The sequence below is a fragment of the Microbacterium sp. NPDC089320 genome (genome assembly GCF_040684875.1).
GTDB lineage: Bacteria > Actinomycetota > Actinomycetes > Actinomycetales > Microbacteriaceae > Microbacterium.
Genome location: NZ_JBFBGY010000003.1, coordinates 189487 through 210647 on the forward strand (window position 1 = coordinate 189487; position 21161 = coordinate 210647).

Here is a 21161-nt window from a genome sequence, read left to right on the forward strand (position 1 = left end):
CGTCTCCGCGAGTACGGGCGGGCCGGTCGGTCACCCGACCGGCCCGCCTCGTCATCCGAAGACCGGGACCTGTCGTGCGGTCGCATCTTCGACCGTGATGCCGACGATCGTCGCGCCGTCCTCGCGCACGTCCCGGTCGCCGTGGAACGCGAAGACCTGCCCGTCGCGCGTCGTCACCGCGTAATAGTGCTCCCCCGACGACACGACCTCGAACACCGTGCCTCCGGGGTAGGCCGCCATCGCATCCGCCACAGGGGCTCCGAGACGGATGTCACCCCGCGAGGGCAGAGCAGCTCCATCAGCGACGTCCTCGCCGAGGCCGCGATCATCTCCGACCGTGATCGACCAGACCGCGTCGCCGGCCTCGACGGGACGCACCAGGATCGTCCCGGCTTCCCCGGGGGCGACGAGCCTCCACGGACCGCCGTCGTACTCGGGCTCGACGACCTGCACGTCGTCACCGGCGGCGGCGATCGCGGAATCGACCGAGTCGCCGAGGCGAAGAGGGCCCACGCCACCGACACCGATCTGCCAGTCGCTCCAGACGGTTCCCGGATCGCCGGACGGATCCGTCTCGGCGACGGGCGGGTTCGCCGTGAGCTCCTCGATCAGCCCGGACCGCGCCTCCTCGGCGCGCTCGCGGAGCAGGAGCGCCGCCGCCTCGGCATCGAACGTGCGATCGCCGGTGAAGGGCTGCCACAGCTGCACGATCACGTTCCCGGTCGACGCGAACGCGCTGAACGACCGCCAATCGGGCGTCTCATCGACCAGCGAGCCCGCGAAGGCCCGGGCGTTCTCGGAGCCATCGGGGATCACGGCGTCGAAGGAGGCGGTCCCCTCCTTCGTGAACTCCGCGCACTGCTCGGCCGCCTGGAGCAACTGGTCCATGCGCCCCGCGGCCTGGGCCTCGTCGGCGAACTGCATGATCGTCATGCGCCCGAAACCGTAGGTCGGGTCGGTCGGCACATTCCATTCGACCGTTCGCGCTCCGACGCTGCCGAGTGACTGCTCGGCGTAGAGAGCGTCGCAGATCGGCGGAGCCGCAGGCGCGCCCCCGCCATCCGACACCTGTTCGAGCACGGGCGACAGATCGCCGACGTCGGCGGCCTCCGGCACGATCCCCACGATCTCCTCGGGAGAGAGCGCGAAGGCGTCGAGCTCGTCGCCGACGAACACGACCGGTCCGGCGTAGGGCTCGGGAGCCGCGGTCGTCTGAGCTGGCGAGGGTGACGGCGAAGACGATGCCTGCGGGCTCGGGGCGCACGCGCTCAGGATGACCACCGCGCCGATGCCGATCGCTGCGACCATCCCTCGTGCCGGTCGCGTGGTGATGAGATGCATGTGAACCCTCCGACTCATTCGTGCGCCGCGGCAGACGCTCGCTCCTCGGAGCTTAGGCCCGGGCGCCTCACTCGCCGCCGAGCACGGCCGCTGCCGCCGCACGCGCGTCGGCCGCGGTGGCCGCCGAGAGCACCGCTTGGGCGGCTGCATCGCACTGCTCACTCGTCACCGCGGCGAGCGCCGCCGCCACGCGGCCGAGCGCGCGCGGCGTCATCGACAGCGACGTGACCCCGAGCCCCACGAGCACAGCGGCCAGCGTCGGATCGGCCCCGGCCTCGCCGCATACTCCCACGGGCAGCGCCCACCGTCGCCCGGCCGCGCCCACTGCGCCGATCAGTCGGAGCACGGCAGGCTGCCACGCGTCGTTCAAGTCACCCAGCTCTCCGAGCAGCCGATCCGCAGCGAGCGTGTACTGAGCGAGATCGTTGGTTCCGATGCTCACGAAGTCGACGACCTCGAGCATCTCCGAGGCGAGAAGCGCCGCGGAGGGCGTCTCGATCATCACCCCCACCGTGTCGAGTCCTGCCTCTCGCGCGCGCTCCGCGAACGAGCGGGCCTCGTCGACCGTCGCCACCATCGGAGCCATCACCTCGACGAGTGCCGACTCCGCCTTCGCGGCGAGCGCCAGAGCCCGCAGCTGATCGTCGAGCAGCGCTGGAGATCGGCGTGCGATCCGCAGTCCGCGCACGCCGAGAGCCGGGTTCTCTTCGGCATCCGAGTTCGCGAACGGCAGCGGCTTGTCGCTGCCCGCGTCCAGCGTGCGCACCACGACCCTGCGCTCAGAGAACGCGGCGAGCACCCCTCGATACGCCGCGACCTGCTCGTCCACGGTGGGCGCGTCCGTGCGGTCGAGGAAGCAGAACTCGGTGCGAAAGAGCCCCACCCCCTCGGCATTCGACGCCGCGGCGAGGACGGCCTCGGCCGCTCCCCCGACGTTGGCGAGAAGCGGGATGCGACGGCCGTCGGCGAGCACCCCCTCGCCGGCGAAAGGCACCGGGATCGCCGCGGCCTTCGCCTCTGCGACCACCGTGCTGCTCGGATCGACCTCGACCGTGCCCCGATCGCCGTCGACCAGCACCACCGCACCCCGCGGGATGCCGGTCGCGCCGGCCACTCCGACCACGGCGGGGATGCCGAGCGAGCGGGCGATGATCGCGGTGTGAGAGGTGGGCCCGCCCTGTTCGGTCACGAGCCCGACGCAGCTTCCGCCTTCCAGCGCCGCCGTATCCGCGGGCGCGAGGTCGGGCGCGACCAGCACGAAAGGCTCGACACGGTCGGGAACGCCCGGCATCTGGACCCCGAGGATCTCCGCGATCATCCGATCACGGACGTCGCGGATGTCGGCCGCTCGCTCAGCCATCCGCCCGCCGAGAGCCACGAGTGCCTTCTCGTGCGCCGCCGACGCCTCCCAGATCGCTCGCGCTGCCGTGAGCCCCCGTGACCGCACCAGCTCCGTCGCCTCGGCCACGAGTTCCGGGTCGGAGGCCAGCAGACGCGAGGCATCGAGGATCTCCCGCGCCTCGCCGGTGGCCGCGGAGGCACGCGCGCGCAGCTCCTCCGCCACAGCTACCGCGGCCCACTCGATCACGGACACCTCTTCCTCCCGCTCGCTGTCGGCGACGACCGCGCTGCGATCCGGCTCCTGCATCGGCGCCGCGGGGAAGACGACCTCGGCGGCGACCCGGCCTGAGCTCACACCCCGACCGCGCAGCACGTCCCCCGACCGGACAGGCGGGGAGTCCGGGGCGGCGTCGGCAACGCGCGTCTCGGCCGAGCCCGATGCAGCCGCCACCTCATCCACACCTTCGCCGAATCCGTCGTCGAACAGGGCGACGAGTCGTTCGAGGGCCCCCTCGGCGTCGGGGCCGAGGGCCGACAGCTCTATCTGATCGCCCTGTCTGGCGCCGAGGGTCAGCAGTCGAGTCAGGCTCGCACCCGACGCCTCCGGCCCGCTCGGGACTCGTCGAAGCTGCACGTCTGCACCTGCCGACGCTTCAGCGATCAGCGCCGCCGGTCGCGCGTGGATGCCGAGGGGATTCCGCACGATGACCGTCCGCGTCACGGCTCCCGCTCGGTCTGCCGGTGCGGCCTCGACCGTGGCGGACCCCGCCGACGGGTCGTCGAGCTGGCCGGTCTTCGCAGCGAGCGCGCCCGTGGCCTCCGCAGCCACGTCGTCCAGCGCGCCTCCGGCCGCCGCTGACACCACCGCCGCCAGCAACCCCTCCACGAACGGGGCGGGAGCGAGTCGCACGGGCACAACGCTCGCCCGCAGCTCCAGCGCCAGCTCGGCGCTGAGCACCGCGGACCCGAGATCCATGAGCACCAGAACCCCGTCGCAGTCATCCGAGAGCTCGTCGATCGCCGCCGCGACCGCGACCGCATCCGTGCCGAGGACGGGAGCGCCGTCGGCATCCGTGCCGGCCCCTGCAGCGACCCTCACCTGCGCTCCCCCGCCGTGGACCATCTGCAGGGCAAGCTCGAGTGCCGCCTCCCCGAGTCGAGCGCTGTGGGAGACGGCGACGATGCCGATCATCAGGACGAGTCCCTCGAGGCCTCAGCGAGCGACTCGAACAGCAGCGTCGTGGATGCGGCGCCGGGGTCGAGGTGACCGGCGCTGCGTTCGCCGAGGTAGCTCGCGCGCCCCTTCCGGGCGACGAGCGGTTCGGTGGCATCCCGGCCCGCTGCGGCAGCCTCCGCGGCCGCCGTGGCCGCCGCCGCCAGATCTCCCCCGCCGGAGATCGCGGAGTCGAAGGCGTCGACCGCCGGTGCCATCGCGTCGAACATCGTCTTGTCGCCGGCCTCGGCCTTGCCGCGCGCGACGATGCCGTCGAGGCCGGCTCGCAGGGAGCCGGCGAGTGCGGCGGCGTCGAGCTCGGTCACCGGCCCCGCGGCCATGCCCATCCGCAGGAACAGCGTGCCGTAGAGGGGGCCGCTGGCCCCTCCGACCGAGCTCACCAGAGTCATGCCGACGGTCTTCAACAGCTCGTCGACCGTCGCGGGCACCCCCGCGTCCAGCTTCGCCACCACCGCATCCATGCCGCGCGCCATGTTCGCACCGTGGTCTGCGTCGCCGATCGCCGAGTCGAGCTCGGTCAGCCAGTCCCGCTTCTCGGCGGTCACATCGCGGAAGCGCCGTATCCAGTCGACCAGGGCCGAGGTGTCCATCGACGCCATCATGCTCCCCATCGCAGTCCGGGCGTGTTCACCGGGGCGTCCCACATCCGCAGCAGCTCGTCGTCGGCCTTCAGAACCGTGAGCGAGCACCCGGCCATGTCGAGCGACGTGATGTAGTCGCCGACGAGGTTGCGGGCGATCTGCACCCCCGCCTGCTCGAGCAGCGCGGCCACCTCGCCGTACATGAGGTACAGCTCGATCAGGGGCGATCCGCCCATGCCGTTGAGCATCACGATCGCGGGCCCTGCGGCGTCGAGATCGGCGAGGATCGGCTCGACGAGCTGACGGGCGATCTCGGATGCCGGGGCCAGCGGCTCGCGGTGCCGACCAGGCTCGCCGTGGATGCCGATGCCGATCTCCATCTGATCCTCGGGCAGGTCGAAGGTCGGCTTGCCGGCCGCGGGAACCGTGCAGCTGGTGAGGGCCATGCCCATCGAACGCCCCTGCCCGTTGATGCGCGTCGCGAGGGCGACGACGGCGTCGAGGTCCTGCCCCTCCTCGGCCGCGGCGCCCACGAGCTTCTCGAGCAGCACCGTGAGACCGACGCCTCGGCGCCCTGCGGTGTAGAGGGAGTCCTGCACCGCCACGTCGTCGTCGACGATCACGGTGCCGACATCGATGCCCTCCATCGAGGCGAGCTCGGCCGCCATCTCGAAGTTGAGCACGTCGCCGGTGTAGTTCTTGACGATGTGCAGCACGCCGGCGCCCCGGTCAACGGCCTTCGTGGCGGCCTGGACCCGATCCGGTGTGGGCGAGGTGAAGACCTCACCGGCCACGGCGGCGTCGAGCATCCCGACGCCCACGTATCCCCCATGCAGCGGCTCGTGCCCCGACCCTCCGCCCGAGACGATCGCGACCTTGCCCTCCGCCTTCGGCGTGGAGCGGGTGATCACGTGCGTCTCCAGGTCGACCGAGAGCTCCGGATGCGCGAGTGCGACGCCGCGCAGCGATTCGACCAGCACATCGGCGGGGTTGTTGATGAGCTTCTTCATCGTTCGATCTCCTTTGATCTCCACGGCGACGATCTTCCGCAATATTGGAAAGTTATTCGTCAATGTCGAATATGCTCGGGCCCAGTCGAGTTGTCAAGATCGACCTGACGACCGACGCGACCGCCCGGCTCGACGACGATCCGGAGGGAGGAGCCGCGATGATCCAGGCCATCGATCGCGCCGCCAAGGTGCTCGAACTGCTGCAGGGCGCGCGCCACCTCGGCATCACCGATCTCGCTCTCGCTCTGGGCCTGCCCCCGTCGACCGTGCACGGGATCGTCAAGTCCCTGCGCGAGCACGGACTGGTCGCGAAGGAGCGCGGCGGGCAGCGCTACATGCTCGGCCCCACCCTGCTGCGACTGAGCAACGTCTATCTCGACACGCTCGACGTCAGAGCCAGAGCCATGCGGTGGACGCGGGAGCTCGCGCGCCGCACGAACCTGCCCGTGCGTCTCGGCGCGCCGCACTTCCACGAGGTGCTCGTGATCCACCACGACCTGCGCCCGGATGACAGCCAGCAGATGCTCGAGACCGGCGTGGCCATTCCCGCTCATGCGTCCGCGATGGGGAAGGTGCTGCTGGCGCACGATCTGGGCTTCCAGCGCACCGCCTTCGAACGGCCGCTGCACAGCCTCACCGGCGACACGATCACCGACGTCGCCCGACTGCTGCTCGACCTGCCTGCCATCGCCGAGCGGGGCAGCGCCTCGGAGACCGATGAGGCGGTGCTCGGAGAGTCGTCCGTCGCCGCACCCGTCGCCGACGCGTCGAACGACATCGTCGCCGCGGTCGCGGTCGTGATGCCCACGTCGCACGGCCCCGCCTCGGATGCCCTGCTCAACGCGCTGCGCGAGACGGCGCGCAACATCTCCCGCGAGCTCGGCGCGACCAGCTGGCCCCCTCGCGTGGCGCCGGCCGACGACTGAGCCCGTTCAGCGCGACTGCAGTCCGTCGAGGCTGACCCGCAGGATGTCCTCCCCCAGCTCTTCGGGGTCGACGGGGCCGCCGGGTCGATACCACTCGACGACCGAGTTGATCATGCCGAAGATCAGCCTGGTGGCGACCGCCGCGTCGACGTCGTCGCGGATCAGTCCCTCGGTCTGCGCCTCCGAGACGATGGCCGTCACGCGCTGGTCGAACGCACGTCGGCGCACGAGCGCAGAGGTCTCGACATCGCCGTTCCCTCGCACGCGCAGCAGCAGCGTGACCGAGGGCAGCTTCTCGGTCAGCACACGCACCGCGCCGCGGATGATCGCCCGCAGCCGATCGGAGGCCCGCGGATGCCGCGCTGTCGCGTCATCCACCACGGCCTCGAGCGCATCGAGGGCATCGTTCAGCGCGAGCTCGAGGATCGCCGACTTCGATTCGAAGTGGTGGTACAGAGCCGACTTGGTCAGCCCCAGAGTCGCGCTGAGGTCGGCGACGCTCGTCGCGTCGTACCCGTGCTCGTTGAAGACCTTGACGGCGACCGCGAGCACCTGCTCGCGGTCGTAACCTGGCCGGCCGCGCTTGGGGGCCGGCGCCTCGATTCCGGGCTGTGCCATGGGCCCAGTCTGTCAGTCTCCGGATGAGTTGCCATTCGCGGGCGGATCTGAGATCGTATTCCTGACCGATCGGTCTGAAATTACCGCCAGCGTGGGCGTTCGAGAGGATGACGATGTCCGAGGCCTATCTCGTCGACGGGGTCCGCACCCCTGTCGGGCGCTACGGGGGCACACTCGCCGGCATCCGTCCCGACGATCTGGCAGCCCTCGTCGTCGGCGCCACGGTGTCGCGAGCCTCCCTCCCCGCCGACGGCATCGACGAGGTCATCCTCGGCGCTGCGAATCAGGCGGGCGAGGACAACCGCAACGTCGCCCGGATGGCCGTGCTCCTCGCGGGGCTTCCCGACTCGGTGCCCGGCCTCACCGTGAACCGGCTCTGCGCGTCGGGGATGTCGGCCATCGCGATCGCCGCGAATGCGGTGCGCGCGGGGGACGCGGACGTCATCGTCGCGGGCGGTGTCGAGTCCATGACCCGCGCGCCGTGGGTGCAGGCGAAACCCGAGCGGGCGTGGGCGAAGCCCGGTGCCGCCTTCGACACGTCGATCGGGTGGCGCTTCACGAACCCGCGGCTGAGCGCCCGCGACAAGGCCACCTTCTCGATGCCCGAGACGGCGGAAGAGGTGGCCCGCGTCGACGGCATCACCCGAGCGGATGCCGACGCCTTCGCGCTCCTGAGTCATCAGCGCGCCGTCGCCGCGATCGACGCCGGGCGCTTCGCGCCGGAGATCGTGGGCGTCGAGACGCGTCAGGGGCTCGTCGACACCGACGAAGGACCCCGGCGCGGCACCACGCTCGACGCCCTGGCCGCGCTTCGTCCCGTCGTCGCCGGTGGCGAGGTCGTCACCGCCGGAAACGCCAGCTCGCTGAACGACGGAGCCTCCGCGATCGTCGTGGCGAGCGCCGACGCGGTCGAGCGACACGGCCTGCGTCCTCGCGCGCGCATCGTCGCGTCGGCGACAGCCGCACTCGCCCCCGAGATCATGGGGCTGGGTCCCGTGCCCGCCACGCAGAAGGCGCTCGCGAAGGCCGGTCTGCAGGTCGGAGATCTCGGGGCCGTCGAGCTGAACGAGGCGTTCGCCTCGCAATCCCTCGCCTGCATCCGTCGACTCGGACTCGACCCGTCGATCGTCAACGCCGACGGCGGAGCCATCGCACTCGGCCACCCCCTCGGCTCCAGCGGATCGCGCCTGATCGTGACCCTGCTCGGCCGACTCGAACGCGAGGACGCGCGCTACGGCCTGGCGACCATGTGCGTCGGCGTCGGCCAGGGCACCGCGATGATCGTGGAGCGTCTCACATGACCCTGCGCATCGACGAGCACCGAGACCGGGTGATAGCCACGCTCGACCGACCCGACAAGCGCAATGCGATCGACCAGGCGACGGTCGACGCGCTGCACGGCCTGTGCGCGATGCTCGAGGAGACGCCTCGCTCGCTGATCCTCGCCGGCGCCGACGGCGTCTTCGCAGCGGGCGCCGATATCGCCCAGCTGCGCGACCGCACCGCGGAAGACGCGCGGCGCGCCATCAATGCGACCGCGTTCATCCGCATCCATGAGCTCCCGATGCCGGTGATCGCCGCGATCGACGGATATGCGTTGGGAGGCGGAGCGGAGCTCGCCTACGCCGCGGACATCCGCATCGCGACGCCGTCGCTGCGCATCGGCAACCCCGAGACGGGACTCGGGATCATCGCGGCGGCCGGCGCCACCTGGCGGCTGCCCGAGATCGTCGGTGGCGCCAGAGCGAGCGAGCTGCTGCTGACCGGGCGGGCACTCGACGCCGAGGAGGCGCTGCGGTGGGGTCTCGTCTCGTCGCTGCATCCGGCCGACGAGCTGCTCGGCGCGGCGCACCGGATCGTGGATCGCATCGCGGCGAACGATCCCCTCGCGACGCAGTACACGAAGCGCGCTCTGCGCACCCCGCGAGCGGGCCACCCGGCGATCGAGGTCGAGCTGCAGGCCGAGCTGTTCGAGTCGCCCGAGAAGGTCCGCCGCATGACCGAGTTCCTGGAGAAGAGACGATGAGCGACACCGTGAGCGCCCCCCGTCGGGTCGGCGTGCTGGGCGGCGGCCGGATGGGGGCGGGCATCGCCCACGCGTTCCTGCTCGCAGGCTCGGAGGTGAGCGTTGTCGAGCGCGATGCGGCGAGCGCCGCCAGCGCCCGGAGCCGGGTCACCGACAGCATCCGTCGATCCGTCCAGCGCGACCCCGCCCTCGACGAAGACGCGCTCGCCGGCCGCCTCACGACCGATGTCGACCCCGCCGCCTTCGCGACCGCCGGTCTCGTCATCGAGGCGGTGCCCGAGGACCGCGACCTCAAGGAGGCCGCCCTCGCCCGGGCCGAGGCGGCGATGCCCGCGCACGCCGTGCTGGCGAGCAACACGTCGTCGATCTCGATCGATGACCTCGCCGCTGCGCGACGACGCCCCGAGCGGTTCGTGGGTCTGCACTTCTTCAACCCCGTGCCCGCCTCGACTCTCGTCGAGATCGTGCGCGGCGCGCAGACCGACGGCTCGGTCGTCGACAGTGCGGCGGAATGGGTGACCGCCCTGGGCAAGACGCCGATCGTGGTGAGCGACTCCCCGGGCTTCGCGTCGTCGCGGCTCGGCGTCATGCTGGGGCTCGAAGCGATCCGGATGCTCGAGGAGGGTGTCGCATCGGCCGCCGACATCGACGCGGCGATGACTCTCGGATACCGGCATCCGATGGGTCCGCTGCGCACCACCGATGTCGTCGGGCTCGACGTGCGCCTCGGCATCGCCGACGAGCTCGAGCGCACGCTCGGCGAGCGTTTCGCCGCGCCGGAGCTGCTGCGGCGGATGGTCGCCGAGGGGAAGCTGGGCCGCAAGAGCGGCGAGGGGTTCTACGAATGGAACGAGGAGAGATGACCGAGTATCTGCCGAGCTACGTCCAGGGCGAGTGGTGGACGCCGTCCTCCCCCGCGCGATCCGTCGAGGTGCGCGATGCGTCGACGGGTGAGGTCGTCACACTCGTCTCGACCGAGGGCCTCAACCTCGCGGGGGCGCTGGAGTACGCCCGCTCCACGGGACAGCGGAGTCTCGGAGCGCTCACGTTCCACCAGCGGGCCGTGCTGCTCAAGCAGTTCGCCCTGGCCCTCACCGAGCGCAAGGACGAGCTGTATGCGCTGTCCGCACGCACCGGTGCCACGAAGGCCGACTCGTGGGTCGACATCGACGGGGGAATCGGCGTGCTGTTCTCGTACTCGGGCAAGGGCCGCCGTGAGCTGCCGAACAGCCACGTGCACGTCGACGGCCCGGTGGAGCCGCTGTCGAAGGACGGGTCCTTCCTCGGGCGGCACGTGTACACGACGCTGCCCGGCGTGGCGGTGCAGATCAACGCCTTCAACTTCCCGGTGTGGGGGTCGCTCGAGAAGTTCGCCCCCGCGTTCCTCGCGGGCATGCCGACCCTCGTGAAGCCCGCGACGCCCACGGGATATGTCGCGGAGGCGATGGTGCGCATCCTCGTCGAATCGGGGCTGCTGCCCGATGGATCGCTGCAGCTCGTGAGCGGATCGGTGCCGGACCTGTTCGAGAACCTGCGCCTCGGCGACATCGTCGGGTTCACGGGCAGCGCGTCGACCGCGGAGAGCCTCAAAGCCCACCCGGTGGTGCAGACCGGCGGCGTGCGGTTCACGGCCGAGACCGACTCGATCAACGCCTCCGTGCTCGGCACCGACGCGGTCGAGGGCACCCCCGAGTTCGACGCCTACGTGCGCCAGCTCGTCACCGAGATGACGAGCAAGGCCGGCCAGAAGTGCACGGCCATCCGTCGGGCGATCGTGCCGGCATCCTCCGCCGACGCGGTCATCAGCGCCGTGCAGGCGCGCATCGCCGAGAAGACCGTGCTGGGCGACCCTCGCGCCGAGGGCGTCACCATGGGCCCCCTGGCCTCGACGGCGCAGCGCGATGAGGTGCTGCGCCAGGTGGATCGCCTGCGGACGGCGGGCGGGCAGGTCGTCGTCGGGACGACGGATGCGCCCGAGGTCCGTCTCGCCGACGGCAGCACGGGGACGTCCCCCGACGGTGCCTTCGTGGCGCCGCTGCTGCTGCGGTTCGAGGATGCGGAGTCCGACGCAGCGCACTCGATCGAGGCCTTCGGCCCGGTGTCGTCACTGCTCACCTATGACACGATCGCCGAAGCCGCGGCGCTCGTCGCCCGAGGGGGTGGCTCGCTGGTCACCAGCATCGCGACGCACGACCCCGAGCTGGCGGTGCAGCTCGCCGCGCGGATCGCGCCGTTCAACGGGCGGATGCTGCTGCTCGACCGTGAGGATGCCCGATCGTCGACCGGTCACGGGTCCCCGCTGCCGAACCTCCTGCACGGCGGCCCGGGTCGAGCCGGCGGCGGCGAGGAGCTCGGCGGCATCCGCGCGGTGCTGCATCACATGCAGCGCACGGCGGTGCAGGGGTCCCCCGAGATGCTCACGGCCCTCACGGGCGTGTGGCACGCCGGCGCCGCCGCACGCAGTGACGGACGGCATCCGTTCCGCAAGTCGCTCTCGGAACTGCGCATCGGCGACCAGATCGTCTCCGCGTCGCGCGAGGTCACGCTCGACGACATCGAGACGTTCGCGCACTTCACCGGCGACACCTTCTACGCCCACATGGACGAAGCATCCGCCGCCGCCAACCCCTTCTTCCCGGGGCGGGTCGCGCACGGCTATCTCCTCGTCTCGTGGGCCGCCGGCCTCTTCGTCGATCCCGAGCCGGGACCCGTGCTCGCGAACTACGGCCTGGAGAACCTGCGATTCATCACGCCGGTCTCCCCCGGCGACACGATCCGCGTCGAGCTGACCGCGAAGCAGATCACGCCCCGCGAGACCGACGAGTACGGAGAGGTGCGCTGGGACGCCGTGATCCGCAACCAGAACGACGAGCTCGTCGCCACCTACGACGTGCTCACTCTGGTGAACAAGCAGCCGACGCCCGAGGTCGTCGCCGCATGAGGGCGATGATGCAGCGTGATGCCGCATCGACGATGCTCGGCATGACCGTCGAGCACGACGCTCCCGGAGAGGCCGTCGTCTCGATGACCGTGCGCGAGGACATGCTGAACGGCTTCGCGATCACGCACGGAGGTCTGGTGTTCACGCTCGCCGATACGGCGTTCGCGATCGCCTGCAACGAAGACGATCGGGTCACCGTCGCGGGAGGCGCCGACATCACGTTCCTGAAGTCAACGACCGCCGGGCAGCGGCTGACCGCTCGCGCACGGCGCCGGGTCGTGAGCGGCCGCAACGGACTGTACGACGTCACGGTGACCGACGAATCCGGCGACGTCGTCGCCGAGGTCCGGGGCCGCTCGCTCACGACGAACCGGTCACACCCCGCCTGAGCCCACGCACGCTCCCTGCTTGTTTCCGACGAAGGAGTCGACGATGACCATCACCACACATGCCGAGATCGGTGCCGAGGCCGAGCTGCATTCGCCCGACCGACTGGCGCGGCTGCAGCTGCAGCGACTGCAGTGGACGGTGCGGCACGCCTACGAGAACGTGCCGACGTATCGGCGCAAGTTCGACGAGCACGGCGTGCATCCCGACGATGTGCGCGCCCTCGACGATGTGCGGCGTCTGCCGTTCACCACCAAGGCCGACCTGCGCGAGAGCTACCCCTTCGGCATGTTCGCGGTGCCGATGGCCGATGTGCGACGCGTGCATGCGTCATCGGGCACGACGGGGCGCCCGACCGTGGTCGGCTACACCGAGGGCGACCTCGACCGGTGGAGCGACCTGGTGGCGCGGTCTTTGCACGCCGCGGGGATCCGCGCGGGGATGAAGGTGCACAATGCCTACGGCTACGGGCTCTTCACCGGTGGACTCGGCGCGCACGCCGGGATCGAGCGGCTCGGAGCGACCGTCATCCCGGTGTCGGGAGGACAGACCGCCCGGCAGGTGCAGTTGATCACGGACTTCGCGCCGGATGCGATCCTCTGCACACCGAGCTATCTGCTCACGATCGCCGACGCCATGGAGGCATCGGGGGTCGACCCGACGACGACGTCACTCCGTGTCGCGGTGCTCGGCGCAGAGCCGTGGACGAACGAGATGCGTCGCGAGATCGAGCGACGGCTGAACATCGACGCCGTCGACATCTACGGTCTCAGTGAGGTGATGGGTCCGGGGGTCGCGAGCGAGAGCGTGCTCACGAAAGACGGCCCGCACATCTGGGAGGACCACTTCCTGCCCGAGATCATCGACGGAGAGACCGGCGACAGCCTGCCGGACGACTCCCTCGGCGAGCTCGTCTTCACATCGCTGACCAAAGAGGCCTTTCCCGTGATCCGCTATCGCACGCGCGACCTGACGCGTCTGCTGCCGGGAACGACCTACCCGGCCCTTCGGCGCATGGAGAAGATCACCGGCCGCAATGACGACATGATCATCCTGCGCGGCGTGAATCTCTTCCCCACCCAGATCGAGGAGCTGGTGATGGGCATCGAGACGCTCACTCCGCACTTCGTGCTCGAGCTGCACCACGTCGGGCAGCTCGACACGATGACCGTGCGCATCGAGCGGCATCCGTCGCTGAGCGCCGAGGAGTGCGATGCCGCTGCCGCGGTGCTCACCCACCGCATCAAGATGCACATCGGCACCACCGTCGACGTGACGGTCGAGGAGCCGGGCACGCTGCCCCGAAGCGAGGGCAAGTACAAGCGGGTCTACGACCTTCGCTGAGATGCTCTGGAGGTCGACGGATCGCCGCCCTCAGCCGCGCAGCGCGAGCACGAACGGGAGCACGTCGCTCGCCCCTGCCTGGCGGAGCGTGCGGGCGGCGACCGTGAGCGTCCAGCGACTGTCGGCCATGTCGTCGACGAGCAGCACGGGACCGGCCGGCACGTCGAGGTTCTGGGCGCTGAACCTGTCCCACAGGCCGGCCAGCCGGAACACGCTGTTGCCGCCGGGCTGACCCGTCGGCCCGCCACTCACCGGATCGAGCGCTCCCAGGTACGGCAGGCGCCCGATCTCGGCGATCCCGCGGGCGAGCGAGTCGACGAGCAGCGGATGGGACCGCGACGGCATGGCGACGACCGCGACAGGGCGCTCGGTCCAGCCCCAGTCGGCGAGCACTCGCACACAGCCGCCGAGCACCTGCGGCGTCACGACGGCATCCGGTGCGCCCGCGGCGAAGAGCTCGCGCAGCGTGCCTCCCCAGCCGAGGTCGGTCAGTCGGGCGAGTGCGCGCCCCTCACCCGCCTGCTCGCCCGCGGGGATGCGTCCCTTCACCGGCACGTCGAGCTTGTCGGCCCCGGTCGGCCAGGCGCGACGGGGCTCGACCGGGACGCCCACGCGATCGAGCGACTCCGCGGCTTGGGTCGTGGCCGATTCGCCGATCTCACTCGGGAACCAGATGCCCGCGCAGTTGTCGCATCTCCCGCAGGGCGCGGCCGTGTCGTCGTCGAGCGAGCGCTGCAGGAACTCCATGCGGCATCCGTCGGTCTGCTCATAGTCGATCATGTGCTGCTGCTCGGCCCGGCGCTCGGCGGCGATGCGCTCGTAGCGGTCGGCGTCGTAGGTCCACGGCTGCCCGGTCGCGACCCACCCGCCCTGCACGCGACGCACGGCGCCGTCGACGTCGAGCACCTTGAGAAGCAGCTCGAGGGGCGTGCGCCGGATGTCGACCATCGCCTCGAGCGCCGGCGTCGAGATGGGCTGATCGCCGAGCGCCGCGATCACCCGCTCGGCGCGTTCACGATCCGGCATCGACGCGGTCGCGAAGTAGTGCCAGATGTCGCGGTCTTCGACGCCCGGCAGCAGCAGGACGTCGGCGCTCTCGCTCGCACGGCCGGCACGGCCGACCTGCTGGTAGTACGCGACCGGTGACGAGGGCGCGCCCAGGTGCAGCACGAAGCCGAGGTCGGGCTTGTCGAAGCCCATCCCGAGCGCGCTCGTGGCGACGAGCGCCTTGACCTCGTTGCGCTTCAGCATCCCTTCGGACTCGGCGCGCTCGTCGGTGTCGGTCTGCCCCGTGTACGCACGCACGTCGTGGCCGTGCTCGCGCAGCAGCCGCGCGGTGTCGACCGCGGCCGCGACCGTCAGGGTGTAGATGATGCCGGAGCCGGGCAGGTCGTCGATGTGACTGAGCAGCCACGCGAGTCGACTGGCGGAGTCGCGCAGACGCAGCACACCGAGACGCAACGACGTGCGCGCGAGCGGGCCGCGGATCGTGAGCACCTCGCCCCCAGCGGCATCCGGGACGCCTCCCGTGCCGAGCTGCTCGGCGACGTCGGCGACGACTCTGCTGTTCGCGGTCGCGGTGGTCGCGAGCACCGGCACCTCGGGCGGCATCTGCTCGATGAGGTCGCGCAGCCGCCGATAGTCGGGACGGAAGTCGTGCCCCCAGTCGCTGATGCAGTGCGCCTCGTCGACCACCAGCATGCCGATCCTGCGCACGAGCGCCGGGAGCTGCTGCTCGCGGAACGCCGGGTTGTTGAGGCGCTCGGGTGAGACGAGCAGCACGTCGACCTCGTCGCGGTCGAGCTGTTCCATCACCTCCGACCACTCGTGCGCGTTGGTCGAATTGATCGCCACGGCACGGACGCCTGCCCGCTCGGCCGCGGCGATCTGATCGCGCATCAGCGCCAGGAGCGGCGACACGAGGACCGTCGGGCCCGCGCCCTGCCGGCGCAGCAGCAGCGTCGCCACGAAGTACACGGCCGACTTGCCCCACCCGGTGCGCTGCACGACGAGCGCCCGGCGGCGGCCCTCGACCAGCGCCTCGATGGCCTCGTACTGGCCGTCGTGGAAGTCGGCGTCCGGGCGGCCGACCAGCTCGCGCAGAGCGGAGAGCGCGGCGGTGCGGGTGTCGACAGAGGCGGGGGACGTCATGTCTCCACTCTGCCCGAAGCCTCCGACACCGGGCGCACCGCAGTCCACAGCCGCATCCGAGCCGACCCCCGGGTCACGTCGTCTAGCGTGGGACGATGATCACCCGTGAACTGGCCGTATCCCTGCGCGACGCCGGACTCGTGTGGCACCCGGCCGAGGGCGACCGCTTCCAGCTCGATCTCCCCGGCGATGTCGAACTCGAGGCCGAGGCCGACGTCTTCACGGTCAGCGAGATGACCATCGAGGCGCGCCAGACCCCGAGCGGCACGGACCTCGCCTTCAACGGCACGACCGAATGGGCGCTCGACGCCGTCACTCTCGCCGACGCCGTCTGGCTCCCCCGCGAGGATCAGCTGCGCGACCTGCTGCGCGACACCTTCCGCGCGCTCACGCGCATCCCTGACGCGTTCGTCGTCGAGGTCGAGATCGCCGGCGCGACGCTGCGTTTCGAGCATCCGGACCCCTCCGAGGCCTACGGCCGGGCCCTTCTCGACCTCGTCTCCCGCTCCCGCTGAGCGGCTCCCCACGGGCAGTTCCTTGCGCCCGGCGGGCCGCCGTGTCAGAATTACCTAACGACCGGTCAGTAAAGCGGATCGGAAACCGAGGAGTCGATGATGACCAGCCCCGCAGATCTCTCCCTCATTGGCGACGAGCTCTCCGACGACGAGCGCCTGTTCGACGAGCTCATCGCGAACGAGCAGCGCATCGAGCCGCGTGACTGGATGCCCGAGGCCTACCGCAAGACGCTGATCCGTCAGATCTCGCAGCACGCGCACTCCGAGATCATCGGCATGCAGCCGGAGGGCAACTGGATCACCCGGGCGCCGAGCCTCAAGCGCAAGGCGATCCTGATGGCCAAGGTCCAGGACGAAGCAGGGCACGGCCTCTATCTCTACTCCGCGGCGCAGACCCTCGGGATCACCCGCGACGAGATGATGGACCAGCTCATCAGCGGCAAGGCGAAGTACTCGTCGATCTTCAACTACCCCACCCCGACGTGGGCCGACATGGGCGCGATCGGGTGGCTCGTCGACGGAGCCGCGATCTGCAACCAGGTGCCGCTGTGCCGGGCCTCCTACGGACCCTACGGTCGGGCGATGGTGCGCGTGTGCAAAGAGGAGTCGTTCCACCAGCGCCAGGGATTCGAGATCCTGCTGTCGCTCATGCAGGGCACCGACGAGCAGAAGCAGATGGCCCAGGATGCCGTGAACCGGTGGTACTGGCCGAGTCTGGCGATGTTCGGCCCGCCCGACGACCAGTCCCCCAACTCCGCCCAGTCGATGAAGTGGAAGATCAAGCGCTTCACGAACGACGAGCTGCGCCAGCGTTTCGTCAGCATGCTCGTGCCGCAGGCCGAGATCCTGGGGGTCACCCTCCCCGACCCCGAGCTGCGCTTCGACGATGAGACCGGCCAGTACGTGATCGGCGAGATCGACTGGGACGAGTTCTTCGAGGTGCTGCGCGGCAACGGCCCCTGCAACGCCGAGCGGCTCGAGCGCCGCCGCACGGCGCACGAGGAGGGCGCGTGGGTGCGCGAGGCCGCAGCCGAATACGCCCGCAAGCAGGCGCTGAAGTCCAGGGCGGTGGCGTGATGGCGACGCCCGGCGCCGATGACCGCGAGCCCTGGCCCCTCTGGGAGGTCTTCGTGCGCGCGAATCGCGGTCTGAGCCATGTGCATGTGGGATCCCTGCACGCACCGGATGCCGACATGGCGATCCGCAACGCTCGCGATCTGTACACCCGCCGCGGCGAGGGCGTGTCGATCTGGGCTGTGCCCGCCGAGGCGATCACGACCAGCGATCCCGACGCCAAGGGCGCCTACTTCGAGAGCCCCGCCGGCAAGAACTACCGCCACGCCGTGTACTACGCGGCGTCCGAGGGGGTGCCGCACCTGTGACCGACATCCACGCCGACATCCACGCCGACATCCACGGCGACGTCTCGGTCGACGAGGTGCGACTGAGCGACGAGCTCACGGGCACCGGCTCCTCTGCGGCATCCGCCGACGTCGCCGAATACGCACTGTGGCTGGGCGACGACGCGCTGATCCTCTCGCAGCGGCTGGGCGAATGGATCTCCCGCGCGCCCGAGCTCGAAGAGGACGTCGCACTCGGCAACATCGCGCTCGATCTGCTCGGGCATGCCCGCTCGTTCCTGCACTTCGCGGGGTCATTCGACGGACGCTCGGAAGACGATCTCGCGTACTTCCGCGACGAGCCCGAGTTCCGCAGCGCGTGGATCGTCGAGCAGCCGGGCGGCGACTTCGCGCAGACCATCGCACGCCAGTTCGTCGTGTCGACGTACATGTTCGAGCTCTACTCCTCCCTGCGGGCGAGCACCGATCCGACCCTCGCGGCGATCGCCGAGAAATCCCTCAAAGAGGTCGACTACCACCGCGACCACGCGGTGCAGTGGGTGCTGCGTCTCGCCGGCGGCACTGACGAGTCCCGGCGTCGGATGATCCGCGCGCTGACCGATGCCTGGCCGTATGTCGACGAGCTCTTCCGCGATGAGCCCCTGATCGACCGCCTCGGCGACGCCGCGGTGCGGCCGTCGACGCTGCGGCCGGGATTCGACACCGTGGTCGCCGCCGTCCTCGCGGAGGCAGAGCTGACGGTTCCCGCCGTCGCCGCATCCTCCGCCGGTGGACGGCGCGGAGCGCACTCGACCCCGTTCGGCCACCTCCTCGCCGAGATGCAGGTGCTCGCACGACGGCATCCGGGAGCATCATGGTGACCGGCGCTCTGCAGACCGAGGCCCAGGCGGATGCCTGGCGGATCGCCGCAGCCGTGGCCGATCCCGAGGTGCCCGTGCTGACGATCGAGGACCTCGGGGTGCTGCGCGCCGTCGCCGTGCAGGGCGACACGGTCAGCGTCGACATCACCCCGACCTACAGCGGATGCCCGGCGATGGACACGATCCGCGACGACGTCATCCTCGCCCTCACCGCCGCAGGCTACGCGGCGGTCGAGGTCCGACTCGTGCTCTCCCCCGCGTGGACGACGGACTGGATGTCGGATGCCGGAAAGCAGAAGCTCGCCGAGTACGGCATCGCGCCGCCGACCGGGCGGTCGGCGGTGTCGTCGGGTCCGATCCGCCTGGCTATCAGCGTGCGGTGCCCCCGGTGCGGATCGCTGGACACCCGCGAGGTCTCGCGCTTCGGATCGACCTCCTGCAAGGCGCTGTTCGAGTGCCGCGCGTGTCTCGAGCCCTTCGACCACTTCAAGGTGCACTGATGTCGCTGTTCGCCGTATCCACTCCCGCGCCGTCGGCATCGGCTCGTCGAGACGCCCCGCCGACGAAGAAGCGTGCACGGTTCCACACCCTCGCCGTCGAGGAGGTGCGACCACTCACCGACGACTCGGTCGAGGTGACCTTCACGGTTCCCGCCGAACTGGCCGACGACTACGACCACCTGCCCGGCCAGTACGTCGCCCTGCGCACGACGCTCGAGGGGGCCGAGGTGCGCCGGTCGTACTCGCTGTGCCGCGCCCCCGAGCACCGCACGGCCGAGCAGATCGCCGCCGGTGTCCCCACCCGGCTCAGCGTCGCCGTGAAGCGCGACGAGGGCGGGCTCTTCTCGACCTGGGCTCAGACGGGCCTGCACCCCGGTTTCGAGATCGACGTGATGAGCCCGCAGGGCACCTTCACCTCGGGACTCGACGATCTCGATCAGCGTCATGTCGTCGGCATCGCGGCCGGTTCCGGCATCACGCCGCTGATGGCTCTCGCCCACACCGTGCTGACGCGCTCCACCACCTCTCGCTTCACCCTGCTGTACACGAACCGCTCGACGCTCGACGTCATGTTCCTCGAGGATCTCGCCGACCTCAAGGACCGCTACCCGACGCGCCTCACGCTGCACCACGTGCTGTCTCGCGAGCAGCGCACGGCCCCCGTCCTCTCGGGACGCATCGACGAGCAGAAGCTGCGCACCATCCTGCAGGCGCTCATCGACCCGGCCGACGTCGATGAGTGGTTCCTGTGCGGACCGCTCTCCCTCGTCGACCTGTGCCGCGAGGTGCTCGCCGATGTGGGTGTGCCTCGGGAGCACATCCGTTTCGAGCTCTTCACGACGGGCGACGAGCCGGTGCGTGCGGCGCGTCCCGTCGAGGTGCGCGTCGGCGAGAAGACCATCCGCATCGAGGTGAATCTCGACGGCGTCTCCTCGACCGTCGAGAGCCCTGTCGATGCGCACGAGTCCGTGCTCAACGCCGCACTGCGGGTGCGGCCCGATGCGCCGTTCGCGTGCGCGGGCGGCGTCTGCGGAACCTGCCGTGCGCGGGTCATCGAGGGCAGCGTGACGATGACCGAGAACTACGCGCTCGAACCCGACGAGCTGGAGCGCGGCTACGTCCTCACCTGCCAGTCCCACCCGACGAGCGACCGCATCGTGGTCGACTACGACGTCTGAGGAGCATCCGATGATCGATCTCACCATCGCCGACGATGTGGCGACCGTCGTCCTGAACGCTCCGTCTCGGTTGAATGCACTCGACGAGCAGGCACTGCGTGACCTCGGCCACGCCTATGACGAGGCGGATGCCGCGGGAGTGCGTGCCCTGGTGCTGCGCGGCGAGGGCCGGGCCTTCTGCGCCGGCCGCGACATCTCGGGCGTCGACCCCCGCGACGACGACGTGATGGGATACCTCGGCGGGCTCGTGACCCCGCTGCTGCAGAGGATGGCGCGCTTCCCGGCCCCGACATTCGCGGTGGCGCACGGGGCGTGTCTCGGCGTGGGGCTCGGACTGCTGATCGCCACCGACGTCGTCTACGTCGCGGAGTCGGCCAAGATCGGCTCACCGTTCGCCGCTCTCGGCGCCACCCTCGACTCGGGCGGCCATGCCCTCCTCGTCGAACGCCTCGGGGCTCACAAGACCCTCGACCTCGTCTACACCGGTCGGCTGATGAGCGGCACCGAGGCCGTGGCATCGGGGCTCTTCTCGCGGGTGCTGCCCGACGCCGAGGTGCGGCAGACGGCGACGGATGCCGCGGCGGCAGCCGCGCGAGGCGCCACCGCGGCCTTCCTGGCGAGCAAGCAGCTGGTCGCCAGGATCCGCGACGAGCGCCTGGCGCTGTGGGAGTCGATCGATCTCGAGAACGCCGCCCAGGCTGCCCTGTGCGACACAGAGGACTACCGCGAGGGTTTCGCCGCGTTCCAGCAGAAGCGCACGCCGGAGTTCCTCGGACGCTGATCCCCGCTCGCCTAGCGGGGCACGACGGCGGGACGCAAGGCCATCGCCGATGTCGGATGCCGGTGC

The 21161-nt window shown here is 70.5% G+C and carries 20 protein-coding genes; 14 read left to right on the forward strand and 6 right to left on the reverse strand.

Features of this window, described 5'->3' with window-relative positions:
- Positions 1–51 precede the first annotated feature (51 nt).
- The 4 genes from AB0N61_RS09480 to dhaK all read right to left on the reverse strand — a co-directional run bounded on the left by AB0N61_RS09480 (position 52) and on the right by dhaK (position 5507).
- The gene (locus AB0N61_RS09480; RefSeq protein WP_363363457.1) at positions 52–1341 is read right to left on the reverse strand and encodes a hypothetical protein; all 1290 of its coding nucleotides are present in this window, start codon (positions 1339–1341) and stop codon (positions 52–54) included.
- 67 nt (positions 1342–1408) lie between these two features.
- Positions 1409–3874, reverse strand: coding sequence for a phosphoenolpyruvate--protein phosphotransferase (gene ptsP / locus AB0N61_RS09485; protein ID WP_363363459.1), 2466 nt, complete (start codon positions 3872–3874; stop codon positions 1409–1411).
- Entirely contained in the window at positions 3874–4506 is a 633-nt protein-coding gene (gene dhaL / locus AB0N61_RS09490; RefSeq protein WP_363363461.1) for a dihydroxyacetone kinase subunit DhaL, read from the reverse strand. The genes ptsP and dhaL overlap by 1 nt, the downstream gene beginning before the upstream one ends.
- An 8-nt stretch (positions 4507–4514) precedes the next feature.
- Positions 4515–5507, reverse strand: a complete 993-nt coding sequence (gene dhaK, locus AB0N61_RS09495) for a dihydroxyacetone kinase subunit DhaK (RefSeq protein WP_363363463.1) — start codon at positions 5505–5507, stop codon at positions 4515–4517.
- Between the two features lie 62 nt (positions 5508–5569).
- On the opposite strand from dhaK, the gene AB0N61_RS09500 reads away from it, so the two are divergent.
- Positions 5570–6433 carry an IclR family transcriptional regulator gene (locus AB0N61_RS09500; RefSeq protein ID WP_363363464.1) on the forward strand — a complete coding sequence of 288 codons (864 nt, stop codon included), beginning with the start codon at positions 5570–5572 and terminating at the stop codon, positions 6431–6433.
- A gap of 6 nt (positions 6434–6439) precedes the next feature.
- Here AB0N61_RS09500 and AB0N61_RS09505 read toward each other — a convergent pair whose 3' ends face one another.
- Positions 6440–7051 (reverse strand): TetR/AcrR family transcriptional regulator, encoded by a 612-nt coding sequence (locus tag AB0N61_RS09505; protein ID WP_363363466.1) that lies wholly within the window; start codon positions 7049–7051, stop codon positions 6440–6442.
- 113 nt (positions 7052–7164) lie between these two features.
- Between AB0N61_RS09505 and AB0N61_RS09510 the strand changes: the two genes are divergently transcribed.
- Genes AB0N61_RS09510 through paaK form a run of 6 tightly spaced genes read left to right on the forward strand, consistent with a single transcriptional unit; the run spans position 7165 to position 13749 of the window.
- On the forward strand, positions 7165–8352 hold the full coding sequence (locus AB0N61_RS09510; RefSeq protein WP_363363469.1) for an acetyl-CoA C-acyltransferase: 1188 nt from the start codon (positions 7165–7167) through the stop codon (positions 8350–8352).
- Complete coding sequence (locus tag AB0N61_RS09515) at positions 8349–9077, forward strand: enoyl-CoA hydratase/isomerase family protein (RefSeq protein ID WP_363363471.1); 729 nt, start codon at positions 8349–8351, stop codon at positions 9075–9077. The genes AB0N61_RS09510 and AB0N61_RS09515 overlap by 4 nt, the downstream gene beginning before the upstream one ends.
- Positions 9074–9940, forward strand: a complete 867-nt coding sequence (locus AB0N61_RS09520; protein ID WP_363363472.1) for a 3-hydroxyacyl-CoA dehydrogenase family protein — start codon at positions 9074–9076, stop codon at positions 9938–9940. Before AB0N61_RS09515 ends, AB0N61_RS09520 begins: the two co-directional genes overlap by 4 nt.
- Positions 9937–12018 carry a phenylacetic acid degradation bifunctional protein PaaZ gene (gene paaZ, locus AB0N61_RS09525; RefSeq protein ID WP_363363474.1) on the forward strand — a complete coding sequence of 694 codons (2082 nt, stop codon included), beginning with the start codon at positions 9937–9939 and terminating at the stop codon, positions 12016–12018. Before AB0N61_RS09520 ends, paaZ begins: the two co-directional genes overlap by 4 nt.
- A gap of 5 nt (positions 12019–12023) precedes the next feature.
- Complete coding sequence (gene paaI / locus AB0N61_RS09530; RefSeq protein WP_363363476.1) at positions 12024–12407, forward strand: hydroxyphenylacetyl-CoA thioesterase PaaI; 384 nt, start codon at positions 12024–12026, stop codon at positions 12405–12407.
- Positions 12408–12450: 43 nt separating this feature from the next.
- Positions 12451–13749 carry a phenylacetate--CoA ligase PaaK gene (gene paaK, locus AB0N61_RS09535; RefSeq protein ID WP_363363478.1) on the forward strand — a complete coding sequence of 433 codons (1299 nt, stop codon included), beginning with the start codon at positions 12451–12453 and terminating at the stop codon, positions 13747–13749.
- Positions 13750–13779: 30 nt separating this feature from the next.
- On the opposite strand, the gene AB0N61_RS09540 is transcribed toward paaK, so the two are convergent.
- Entirely contained in the window at positions 13780–15900 is a 2121-nt protein-coding gene (locus AB0N61_RS09540; protein WP_363363479.1) for a RecQ family ATP-dependent DNA helicase, read from the reverse strand.
- Positions 15901–15995: 95 nt separating this feature from the next.
- Here AB0N61_RS09540 and AB0N61_RS09545 point away from each other — a divergent pair, with 95 nt between their 5' ends.
- The 7 genes from AB0N61_RS09545 (at position 15996) to AB0N61_RS09575 (ending at position 21095) form a co-directional block, all read left to right on the forward strand.
- Positions 15996–16415, forward strand: coding sequence for a pilus assembly protein CpaE (locus AB0N61_RS09545; protein ID WP_363363480.1), 420 nt, complete (start codon positions 15996–15998; stop codon positions 16413–16415).
- Positions 16416–16514: 99 nt separating this feature from the next.
- Complete coding sequence (gene paaA, locus AB0N61_RS09550) at positions 16515–17492, forward strand: 1,2-phenylacetyl-CoA epoxidase subunit PaaA (RefSeq protein WP_167946321.1); 978 nt, start codon at positions 16515–16517, stop codon at positions 17490–17492.
- Complete coding sequence (gene paaB / locus AB0N61_RS09555; protein WP_363363483.1) at positions 17492–17797, forward strand: 1,2-phenylacetyl-CoA epoxidase subunit PaaB; 306 nt, start codon at positions 17492–17494, stop codon at positions 17795–17797. The genes paaA and paaB overlap by 1 nt, the downstream gene beginning before the upstream one ends.
- A 56-nt stretch (positions 17798–17853) precedes the next feature.
- Positions 17854–18636 (forward strand): 1,2-phenylacetyl-CoA epoxidase subunit PaaC, encoded by a 783-nt coding sequence (paaC, locus tag AB0N61_RS09560; protein ID WP_363364228.1) that lies wholly within the window; start codon positions 17854–17856, stop codon positions 18634–18636.
- Complete coding sequence (gene paaD, locus AB0N61_RS09565; protein ID WP_363363484.1) at positions 18630–19136, forward strand: 1,2-phenylacetyl-CoA epoxidase subunit PaaD; 507 nt, start codon at positions 18630–18632, stop codon at positions 19134–19136. Before paaC ends, paaD begins: the two co-directional genes overlap by 7 nt.
- Entirely contained in the window at positions 19136–20314 is a 1179-nt protein-coding gene (gene paaE / locus AB0N61_RS09570) for a 1,2-phenylacetyl-CoA epoxidase subunit PaaE (RefSeq protein WP_363363486.1), read from the forward strand. Before paaD ends, paaE begins: the two co-directional genes overlap by 1 nt.
- 10 nt (positions 20315–20324) lie before the next feature.
- Entirely contained in the window at positions 20325–21095 is a 771-nt protein-coding gene (locus AB0N61_RS09575) for an enoyl-CoA hydratase/isomerase family protein (protein WP_363363487.1), read from the forward strand.
- The last annotated feature ends 66 nt before the right edge of the window (positions 21096–21161 follow it).